The sequence below is a fragment of the Brenneria populi genome (genome assembly GCF_036016195.1).
GTDB lineage: Bacteria > Pseudomonadota > Gammaproteobacteria > Enterobacterales > Enterobacteriaceae > Brenneria > Brenneria populi.
The window spans coordinates 20,458-31,005 of the sequence record NZ_JAYWTM010000039.1 but is presented as its reverse complement, the minus strand read 5'-3'; the positions used below and the strand labels follow the sequence as shown (position 1 = coordinate 31,005).

Sequence of the window (10,548 nt, the reverse complement as noted above, 5' to 3'; positions counted from 1 at the left end):
GATCTGCGGAGATTCCCCCCATGTTTAAAAAAACTCGCCTGGCGCTGGCGATCGGCTGCTGCGCCGGCGGCTTAACGGCAACGGCGGTTGCCCAGGAGACGACGGTTTTATCCTCTTCTCAGGAAGATACGTTAGTGGTGACGGCGCAAACGCCAAGCGGCGCGACCAAGCTGGCGACGCCGGATATTGAGACGCCTCAGGCGGTTTCCATCGTGACGCGCAGCCAGATTCAGGAGCAGGGCGCCGTCAGCGTCCGGCAGGCGGTAAGCTACACGCCGGGCGTGTTCAGCAATCAGATCGGCGCGTCTAACCGCTTTGATTACATGGTGCTGCGCGGTTTTTCCGACGGCAGTCTGGATAATGTCTATCTCGACGGGCTGAAGATGATGGGGGACACCAACTCCCACAGCTCCCTGGTCATCGACCCCTGGTTCCTCGAAAGCATCGAGGTGGTGAGAGGGCCGGCGTCCGTGCTGTACGGCCGCTCTTCGCCGGGCGGAATCGTCGCGCTGAATTCCCGCCAGCCATCGTTCGATCGCAGCGGCGAGATCAAACTGTTCGCCGGCAATAACGCGCAGCGCGGCGCGGCGTTCGATGTGACCGGACCGCTTGACGACGACGAACGTTTCGCCTTCCGTCTTGGCGGCATCGTGCGTCATGCGGACACCCAGTTTAATAAGACCGAGGAAGAACGCTACGCCATCGCCCCCAGTCTGCTGTGGCGCATTTCCGATAAAACGCGTCTGGAACTGATGGCGTATCTGCACCGCGACCCGGAAGGCGGCAGCCATTCGGGGCTGCCCTATGAAGGCACGGTGATCGCGCATAACGGGCGGAAGATCTCCAATACCTTCTATGAAGGGGAAGAGAATTACGAGAAGTACGACCGCAGGCAAAATATGGTCGGGTACAATTTCGAACACGCTTTCGACAGCGGCTGGGCGGTGCGCCAGAAACTGCGCTATCTGCGCACCAAAGTTCGTTTGGACCAGGTCTACGCCTATGGCTGGACGCAGCCGGACGCCGATACCTTAACCCGCTACTACTCCGGCTCCCGCGAGTCGCTCTCCGCCTGGACGCTGGATAACCAGCTCGACGGCAGCGTCGATACCGGCGCGGTGAACCACCGTCTGCTGGTCGGCGTCGACTATCAGCAGCGCCATAACGATGTGGACTGGCCGTCGGGCGCTTTCCCGGCCATCGATGCCTTCAATCCGGCCTACGGCGCCGAGCCGACGGAAATGTATGCCGCAACGCTTGAAAAGCACAAGCTGCAGCAGACGGGGATCTACCTACAGGATCAGATGAGCTGGGAACGCTGGCGCCTTACGCTGGGGGGGCGTCACGATCGGGTTAAAATCGTTAATATCAGCAAGAACAGCGGTAGCCGCAGCGAACTGGATAAAAACAATTTCAGCTCGCGCGCCGCGCTGCTTTACCTGTTCGACAACGGCTTCGCGCCTTATGTGAGCTACTCCACCGCCTTTACGCCCACCAGTTTCGTCGGCGAGGATGGCAACGTGCTGGAGCCGATGAAAGGCAAGCAGTGGGAAGCCGGGCTGAAATATCAGCCGGAAGGTTCGCAAAACCAGTACGGCCTGTCGCTATTCCGCATTAATCAAAATAACGTCGCGACGAAAGAGCAGCCGACCGATCCCTATCGCTCGGTGGGGGAGATCGAATCCGAAGGGGTGGAGCTGGAGGCCGTCAGCCACATCACCGACAATCTGCGTCTGCAGGCGGCCTATACTTATAACGATATTCGTTATAAGAAGAGCGATGATGCGAGCGAGCAGGGCAAACGCGCGGTTTATGCTCCGCGCAACCAGGTCAGCGCTTGGGCGAGTTATGATGTAAAAGCCGGGCCGCTGGCGGGGTTAACGGTGGGCGGCGGCGTGCGTTACGTCAACGGCGTGGTGTCCGACCGGGCGAATACCCACACGCTGCCTTCCTATACGCTGGTGGATATGGCGATAGGATACGATCTGTCCAACGTCGGTTTGAAGGGCGTAAGCGCGCAGCTGAACGTCAATAACCTGACGGATAAACGCTACGTCGCCGCCTGTAACTCGCTGGAGTTCTGCTACTTCGGCGCGGAGCGCAGTCTCGTCGGCAGCGTCTCATATTCATTCTGATAACGTGTTTTAGCCGCGCGACGCTAAAAAAAACCGGGGTTTTCCCCGGCTTTCCATTATCTTACGCGATAATATTAATACAGGCCGATCGCCTTCCACCACATCAGGCCCGCCGTCATAAATATCGCCTGATTAAGCAGGCTGACGATAAAGCCGGTGCGCCACCATACGGCCGTCGGCACGTATCCGGCGCCGAACAGAATCGGTCCGCGGGCGTGCGTATATTGCGTCAGCGAGCAATAGAGGCTGCTGGTAAACGACAGCATGAAGGCCATCGGCACGGCCGGAATATTGAGATTAATCCCCACGCCAAGAAATACGGCGAACAGCGCGGCGATCTGCGCGTTGCCGCTGGCGAAGAAATAGTGGGTGTAGAAGTAGGCGGCATTGAGTATCAACAGCACCAAAATCCAACTGGTGCCCTGCATCATATGGCCGATATTGTTGCCGATCAGATCGCCAAACCAGGTGGTAAAGCCCAGTTTTTTCAACTGATTCGCCATCATCAGCAGGGCGGCGAACCAGATTAGCGTATCCCAGGCGCCTTTCTCGCTTTTGATATCGTCCCAGCGTAATACGCCGGTCAGCAGCAGAAATGAGAGGCCGACGAAGGAGGCCGTGGTGGCGTCAACGCCTAAGCTATCGCCAAAAATCCACAGCACCAGCAGCAGGATCACGGTAACGCCCATCAGCCATTCGCCGCGGCTCATCGGCCCCATCTTTTTCAACTCTTCGATCGCCAGCTTGGGCGCGTCCGGCGTACGGCGAATTTCTGGTTTGGTCAGCCAATAAACCAGCAGCGGAACGAGAACCAAGGCGATCAGGCAGGGCACCACCGCCGCCAGGAACCAGCTTCCCCAGGTGATGGTGACGCCGGCGTTGGCCGCCAGCTTGATCGCCAGCAGGTTGCCGGTGTAGGCGGTCATAAACATAGAGGCGGTGACATCGTTGACGTTACCGATGCAGGTGATCAGAAAGGTGCCGATTTTACTGCGCGACGCGTCGTCCGGTTTCGAGTCGAAACTGCGTGATAGCGAATCGGCGATGGGGTAGATGATGCCGCCGCAGCGCGCGGTATTGCTTGGCATGGCGGGAGAGAGCACCAGATCGGCGAAAGCCAGGCCGTAAGCCAGCCCCAGCGTGCGCTTCCCGAGCAGACGGATCATTTGTAATGCGATGCGGCGGCCGAGTCCGGTTTTGATAAAGCCGCGGGCGATCATAAAGGCGACGACGATCAGCCAGATCAGCGAGCTGTTGAGATCGCTGAGCGCCGTCTGTATCGCGCCGCTGGCGGTTTTGTCGCCCGCTGCGTACGTCAGGGCGAAAATGGTCATGCTGATAATACCGATGGCCCCGATCGGCAGCACATTGGCCACAATGCAGATAATGGTTGCGACGAAAATAACGGCTGAGTGCCAGGCAGCCAGGCTGAGTCCCGCTGGTGGTGTGAGTTGCCAGAAAATGCCGGCGATAACCAGAATAATGACTAACGGAAGCCAGCTTAGGCCATACGACGTTTTGGTCTTCATCCCCTTTCCTTACTTTACTAAGAGTTATTGCGTCCATCACTGCGGATGGCGCGCTTGGAGATCATATCGCTATCGGGATGACAGAAAGAGGAAAATAGACGGATTATTGATTTGGGCATGTTTTTATAAATATTGTTCTTTAATTAACTATCAGAACTGAATCGCGTCAGCTATGGGTTAATACAGCTGGAATTATTTGGTTAGCCCTGGAATCATTTAGAAACATTAATAGTGGGTGAATAGTTAGCCTCACATCTATCTAACTGTAATTCACATTATGTTTACATCGTGCGTTTTTGAACGGGCTATTGGCGCGCGGCGGTATCGACCGCCGCGGCGAGGGGGATTGAATAGAAAACCCGCGGCGTTATGCCAGATAAAAGACCTCTTGCAGCGTCTGGCTGATCGGGCTGTTATCCGCATTGCTCGGCATCAGGTCGCGCATCGATCGCCACCAGCGCTGACAAACTTCGGTTTGCGCCACAGCCGCCCAGCGCGCTTCGGACTCGATATCGACGGTGGCGAACAGCAGATGGCGTTCGCCATCGAGGTAAATGGCGTAGCGATGAGCGCCGTGCTGTTTAAGCACCGCTGCAAGCTCGGGCCAAATGGGGGAATGGCGGCGTTGATACTCCGCATGGGCGTCAGGGTTCACCTGCATGACGAAGGCTTTTCGGATCATAACCCCTCCTGAGCGCCAACGTTCGCGGCTTCAAAAAATCCATTATCCAGGGATTTCGCCGCCAGGGCGATCTTCACGTCGGCATAAACGGACCCGGACAACGCCGGTGCGGCAACGGTAAGCGTACCGCCTAAAATAGCTTTTATTGTCATTGCGTGTACTCCACGAGTGAGTGACTCGGTTTGCAGGGAATCGGGACGTCTTTATTATCTTTATCCTTTCGCTGCGCGACCGCGCCGATCGCCGTTACGACGCGTCGCCCATCTCTGTGCGTACCTCCTTGCGGATATCTGATCGGTCTCCCCAGGAGCGACGTTGCCCGATCGCCTGGGGATGTATTCCGTACGGCGAATAATGCGGCGCAGTAAGCGGCGCTACCGATTAAATTTCCAGGGCGCCGGCGCGCGGCGTCACGCCGAAGCGCTTGCCGAGAGCGATCAGCTGATCCCGGCTGATGGTCTGTTTCATTCCGCCCATGGCGATCACTTTCACCAGAATCTCGGCGGATTTTTCGGCGGTATCGATCAGGCCGAAGGTCTCATCAAGCGTCGGCCCGCTGCCGAACACGCCGTGAAACGGCCACAGCACCAGGGCGTGTTGCGCCATCGCGCCGGCGGTCGCCGTACCGATCTCGTCGGTGCCCGGCACCATCCACGGCAGAATGCCGACCCCGTCCGGGAACACCACCAGACACTCGGTGCTGCCTTCCCACAGTTTGCGGGTGATGACGTCGCTGTCGTTGTCCAGTACGTAGGTCAGGGCGATCAGGTTGGTGGCGTGGCAATGCATAATCACGCGATCGCCGCCGCCGGTGGCCTTTATCCGCACGCTGTGCGACTGGAAGTGCGAGGCCAGTTCGGAAGTCGGCACCGCGCCGTTCTCCAGCCCCCATAAAATGTGGTAGCCGGTTCCGTCGCCGTTGACCCGCACCACGCCGATATTGCCGGCGGGATCCAGCTGTACGTTGCGAAAGAACTTGCCGGAACCGGTCACGATAAACGGCGTGTCGGCCAAATCCGGCATCGGCTGGCTTAACGCGATGTAGCGCGGCGGTTGATGAAAATCGGCCCGGTAGGGCGCGATGTCGTCCGCGCTTAAGCGCAGAGTGATGTTGCCGCCGTTGCGTTCATCCCAGCCTTTCAGCCAGGCGTCCGATGTCGCTTTAATCATGCCTTCTACAAACCAGGCGTTGAGGATGTTCTGCATAGTCTCGGTTTCCTTGCGGCATTAGCCGCGTTGACTCAGGGTCTCTTTTTCGTAACGGCGCACGCTTTCCAGCCATTGGGCGTCGGCCGGCGCGTCGTGCCGGTGGCAATACATTTCCCATACCGCCTGCCACGGCAGCGATTTTTGCTCTTCCAGCAGCGCCAGGCGGGCGGTGTAATCGCCTTGCCGCTCCAGCCGGAGCAGTTTTTCCGTCGGCTCCAGCAGCGCGCGCAGCAGGGCTTTCTTCATATTCCGGGTGCCGATCACCCAGGCGGCGATACGGTTGATGGAGGCGTCGAAAAAATCGAGGCCGATGTGTACGCGGTCGAACAGATCGTGACGAATGATTTCGCTGGCGATGGCCTGGGTTTCGTCATCCAGCAACACGACGTGGTCGCTGTCCCAGCGCACCGGGCGGCTGACGTGCAGCAGCAGGCGCGGCACGTACAGGATGGCGCTGGAGATTTTGTCGGAGATCACCTCCGTCGGGTGGAAGTGGCCGGCATCCAGGCAGAGCGCGGTCTGCCGGCTGGCGGCATAACCGAGGTAAAACTCATTGGAGCCGACGGTGTAGCTTTCCGCGCCGATGCCGAACAGCTTGCTCTCGACCGCGTCGATGTGGTGCGCCGGGTCGAGCTTCTCGGCGAGAATTTCATCCAGCGCGGCCAGCAGGCGCCGGCGCGGCGCCAGGCGGTCCACGGCGACGTCTTTCATGCCGTCCGGGATCCAGATGTTCATTACCGACGGCGTGCCGAGCTGCTCGCCGAAATAGGCGGAAACCCTGCGGCAGGCCTGGCAGTGTTCGATCCAGAAGCGGCGGATCTCATCGTCGGCGTGCGCCAGCGTAAAGCCGTCCGCGCTCAGCGGGTGGGAAAAACAGGTCGGGTTAAAATCCAGCCCCATATTGTTGCCCCTGGCCCATTCCACCCAGTTTTTAAAATGTTCCGGCCTGATTTCATTGCGCGCGACGGGCCTGTCGCTTTCCAGATAGATGGCGTGCAGGTTCAGACGCTTCGGTCCGGGGATCAGGCTTAGCGCCCGGTCCAGGTCGGCCCGAAGCTCGGCCGCGTTGCGCGCTTTGCCCGGATAGTTGCCCGTGGCCTGGATACCGCCGCTCAGGCCGCCGTCCGGGTTTTCAAACCCGGCGACGTCATCGCCCTGCCAGCAGTGCATCGATACGGGCAGGCGATCGAGCTGGCGCATCGCCTCCTGCGCATCGACGCCGACATCGGCGAAACGCGCCTTCGCCAGCTCCCAGGCCTGATTGATAGAGTTGATCATGCACAATGCTCCTTACGTGTTTGACGGTTGCGCCGAAATTGCGCGACGGCGCGGGCAATTTCGCTATCTGAATGGGGGGAGAAATGGCGGAGCGCGCTGTTTTTTGTCACCAGGGCGCGGAACGCCTCGATGTCGGCGACGTCGCCCAGCGCCATCAACTGACAGCCGATGTTGCCCAGCGTGGAGGCTTCAACCGGGCCGGCGATAACCGGGATGCCGCAGGCGTCGGCGCACAGCTGGTTGAGAAAATGGTTCTGGCTGCCGCCGCCGACGATATGCAGGGCGCTGAAGGGTTTGCCGCGCAGTTGCGCCAGTTCGTCCAGCACGCTGGCGTACGACAGCGCCAGGCTGTCGAAAATGCAGCGGGCCAGTTCGTCGTCGGTTGCCGGGAGCGGCTGGCCGTTTTCGCGGCACGCCGCCCGGATCTCGCCGCACATGTCGTCCGGGTTGATGAAACGCGCGTCGTCCGGGTCGATCAGCGAGCGGCAGACCGGGATCCGCTGGGCGCGCAGGATCAGATCGGCCAGATCGGAGACCGCCGTCTCCTGGGCGACCCGCTGCAGCAGCCATAGCCCCATAATGTTTTTCAGCACCCGGTAACGTTTTTCCGCGCCGCCTTCGTTGGTGATGTTGGCGGCCTGCGCCCGATCGCTGGCGTAGGGGGTCAGGCTTTCGAATCCCATCAGCGACCAAGTGCCGGACGACAGGTAGGCGGCGTCGCCGTCGGCCAGCGGCGCGGCGACGACCGCGCTGGCCGTATCGTGCGACGCGACGGCGATCACCGGGATCCTGTCGCCCGCGCGGCATGTCCAGTGGCCGATAACGTTGCCGGGCAGCGTGGGGGTGCCGAACCATTCGGGGGGAACGCCCGCCCAGCCGAGCAGGCGCGGGTCCCAATTATTGGTGTTGATATTCACCATCTGGGTAGTGGTGGCGTTGGTGTATTCCCAATTCAGCGCGCCCGTAAGGCGGAAGGCGAAATAATCCGGGATAAGCAGCGCATGCGCGACTTTTTCCGCCAGCTCCGGCTGCTGCTCCGTTAAGGCGCGCAGCTGATAAAGCGTGTTGAACGGCAGAAATTGAATGCCGCTGCGGCGATAAATTTCAGCACGGCCCATCTCCCGCTGCGCGCGCGCCATCACGCCGTCGGTCCTGCCGTCGCGGTAGGCGATGGGCGGACCGACGCGGTTGCCGTCCCGATCGATCGGCACATAATCGACGCCCCAGGTGTCGATGCCGATGCTATCGACGGCGGGACACGCGTCGCAGGCTTGCTGCAATCCGCGGCGAATTTCGCTTTCCAGCGCATCGATCCGCCAGGCGGCGTGGCCGTCGATCGACGTCAGGCGATTGGCGAAGCGATGGATCTCCCGCAGCGTCAGCTGATGACCGGCGCGGTCGTAAGCGGCGAGCGTCACGCGGCCGCTGGACGCGCCCAGATCGACGGCGACGCTGTATCGTTGAGCCATATTGGGGCGAAGGGTCATAATGGGTGTCCTGATATAAATCACTGCCCATTACTCTAAAAATATCCTTGCGCGCCGGCCTTCATGCCACTGACATTTACTCGGCGCGGTTGGCAAAGGGACAAAGGTGGGATGGGAAGGCATCACAAAAAACAGGGCTTCATCGCGTAATGCCGATCGTTTAAGCATTGAGATACACGGTGCGACCACCGGGGTGAGGCGTCCCTACGGGAACCTCCCCCGGTGTTTCCCCTAAAAATTGGCTTAAGTGACCAGCATTCGGCTTCATCGCGCCTATCTTCGCCTGTGACGGCCGCCGCATTTCCGCATAATTTCGCACCGTTCTTGAAAATCCAACCGGATTTGCGCGTTTTGACGTCTAAAGTTTAAGGTACGGATGAGAATCGTTATCTACTATCCCATCATCAGTTACGGTGATTTGGGGGTGATGATGACCGTTTTACGCAGCATTGACTTTTTCCCTTCAGGCCATGCGTCGGTGGCGATCGAGCCGCGCCTGCCGCAGCCGGAATTTCCTGAGCATCATCATGACTTTTACGAAATCGTGATCGTCGAACAGGGGACGGGAACGCACGTCTTTAATGGCCAGCCCTATACGCTGAGCGGCGGTTCGATCTGTTTTGTGCGCGATTATGATCGGCATCTGTTTGAACATACGGAAAATCTCCGCCTGACCAACGTATTGTATCGGGCGCCGGACGCCTTCTGTTTCCTGGCCGGGCTGGATAAACTGCTGCCGCAGGAGCGCGATGGGGTCTATCCGTCCCACTGGCGGGTTAACCAGAGCATCTTGCAGCAGATTAAACGCTTTATCGAACGGCTGGAGGCGCTGGGGAAAGACGCCGGCACGCACGCCATCGCCGAGCGCGAAATTCTGTTTATGCAATTGCTGGTTCTGCTTAGTAAAAGCAGTTTCGGCGAGGTGGCCCGCGACGACAATGGGCGGCTGAATCACCTTATCGCCTGGCTGGACGATCACTATAGCGAAACGGTGTGCTGGGAACAGCTGGCCGGCCAGTTCAGCCTCTCGTTGCGCACGCTGCACCGGCAGTTGAAGCAGCAAACCGGCCTGACGCCGCAGCGTTACCTCAATAGGCTGAGACTGACGAAGGCGCGTCATCTGCTGCGCCATAGCGATGAAAATGTCACGGAAATCGCGTACCGGTGCGGTTTTGGCGATAGCAATCACTTCTCCACTTTATTTAAGCGCGAGTTTTCCCTCTCGCCGCAGGCGATGCGTCTGAGCATGATGGCAGACCGCCACTGAGAATGCGAAGCGAATCACCGATTTTTGCGGCGAAATGGCGAATACTGCTCGCCTCCTGCCATTCGCTGGCCTTGCGTGAGTGATCGCCGTGTCCGCTCAACTGATTCTGAGAAAAGAGGACTTCTTCGCATCGGACTCGCAGCCGGTGGCGGTGGCGGATCGCTATCCGCAAAACGTTTTCGCCGAGCATAGCCATGAGTTTTGCGAACTGGTGCTGGTATGGCGCGGCAACGGCCTGCACGTGCTGAATGACCGGCCTTATTGCATAACCTGCGGGGATCTGTTTTATATCCGCGCGGAAGATCGCCACGGTTACGAGTCGGTCAACAACCTGACGTTGCACAATATTATCTACTGCCCCGAGCGGCTGCGGCTGAACGTCGACTGGCGCGAGCTGCTGCAGCGTAAGCCGGAGAGCGATCCGCGCTGGCGGCTGAGCAGCCTCGGCATGGCGCAGGCGCGCCAGATAATCGGTCAGATAGAGCATGAAAGCCGGAAAGATGACGCCCTGTCGCGCTGCTTTTTGGAAAGCCTGTTTCTGAATCTCGCCATCACGCTATGCCGTCATCGCCATCAGCCCGTCAGCGCCGATCGCCTGGAGAGCGGGGAAACGCTCGATCTCCTGATCGCGGAGCTGGGCAATAGCCTCGATAGCCCGTTCAATGTTCAGGCGTTCTGCGACCGGCACCGGGTGACGGAACGGGCGTTGCGCCGGCTGTTCCGCCAGCAGACCGGTATGACCGTCGCTCAGTATCTGCGCCAGCTGCGCCTCTGCCACGCCAAATATCTGCTGCGCGGCGACAATATGTTAATCAGCGAAATAGCCATATGCTGCGGCTTTGAGGACAGCAACTATTTTTCGGTGGTGTTCGCCAGGGAGACCGGGATGACGCCGCGGTTATGGCGCCAACGGTTCGGCGGAAAAGAGAAAGGGGTTTCCCGTCGCGCCGTATAGGGAGAG

At 59.3% G+C, this 10,548-nt stretch carries 8 protein-coding genes and 1 pseudogene; 3 read left to right on the top strand and 6 right to left on the bottom strand.

What is annotated here, in order from left to right:
• Positions 1-20 precede the first annotated feature (20 nt).
• Positions 21-2,135 carry a ferrioxamine B receptor FoxA gene (gene foxA, locus VSX58_RS21300; protein WP_327619830.1) on the top strand — a complete coding sequence of 705 codons (2,115 nt, stop codon included), beginning with the start codon at positions 21-23 and terminating at the stop codon, positions 2,133-2,135.
• A gap of 74 nt (positions 2,136-2,209) precedes the next feature.
• Here foxA and VSX58_RS21295 read toward each other — a convergent pair whose 3' ends face one another.
• The 6 genes and pseudogenes from VSX58_RS21295 to rhaB form a co-directional block, all read right to left on the bottom strand.
• A complete protein-coding gene (locus VSX58_RS21295; RefSeq protein ID WP_327619829.1) occupies positions 2,210-3,664 on the bottom strand; it encodes a DASS family sodium-coupled anion symporter in 1,455 nt (484 codons plus the stop codon).
• A gap of 367 nt (positions 3,665-4,031) precedes the next feature.
• Positions 4,032-4,346 (bottom strand): L-rhamnose mutarotase, encoded by a 315-nt coding sequence (gene rhaM / locus VSX58_RS21290; protein ID WP_327619828.1) that lies wholly within the window; start codon positions 4,344-4,346, stop codon positions 4,032-4,034.
• A gap of 5 nt (positions 4,347-4,351) precedes the next feature.
• A pseudogene (locus VSX58_RS21285) lies at positions 4,352-4,498 on the bottom strand (rhamnose ABC transporter substrate-binding protein); the annotation flags it as partial.
• A gap of 229 nt (positions 4,499-4,727) precedes the next feature.
• A complete protein-coding gene (rhaD, locus tag VSX58_RS21280; RefSeq protein ID WP_327619827.1) occupies positions 4,728-5,552 on the bottom strand; it encodes a rhamnulose-1-phosphate aldolase in 825 nt (274 codons plus the stop codon).
• A gap of 21 nt (positions 5,553-5,573) precedes the next feature.
• The gene (locus VSX58_RS21275; RefSeq protein WP_327619826.1) at positions 5,574-6,833 is read right to left on the bottom strand and encodes an L-rhamnose isomerase; all 1,260 of its coding nucleotides are present in this window, start codon (positions 6,831-6,833) and stop codon (positions 5,574-5,576) included.
• Complete coding sequence (rhaB, locus tag VSX58_RS21270; protein WP_327619833.1) at positions 6,830-8,302, bottom strand: rhamnulokinase; 1,473 nt, start codon at positions 8,300-8,302, stop codon at positions 6,830-6,832. The genes VSX58_RS21275 and rhaB overlap by 4 nt, the downstream gene beginning before the upstream one ends.
• Positions 8,303-8,750: 448 nt before the next feature.
• Here rhaB and rhaS point away from each other — a divergent pair, with 448 nt between their 5' ends.
• Positions 8,751-9,587 (top strand): HTH-type transcriptional activator RhaS, encoded by an 837-nt coding sequence (gene rhaS / locus VSX58_RS21265; RefSeq protein ID WP_327619832.1) that lies wholly within the window; start codon positions 8,751-8,753, stop codon positions 9,585-9,587.
• An 88-nt stretch (positions 9,588-9,675) separates the two neighbouring features.
• A complete protein-coding gene (rhaR, locus tag VSX58_RS21260) occupies positions 9,676-10,542 on the top strand; it encodes an HTH-type transcriptional activator RhaR (protein ID WP_327619825.1) in 867 nt (288 codons plus the stop codon).
• Positions 10,543-10,548: the final 6 nt, after the last annotated feature.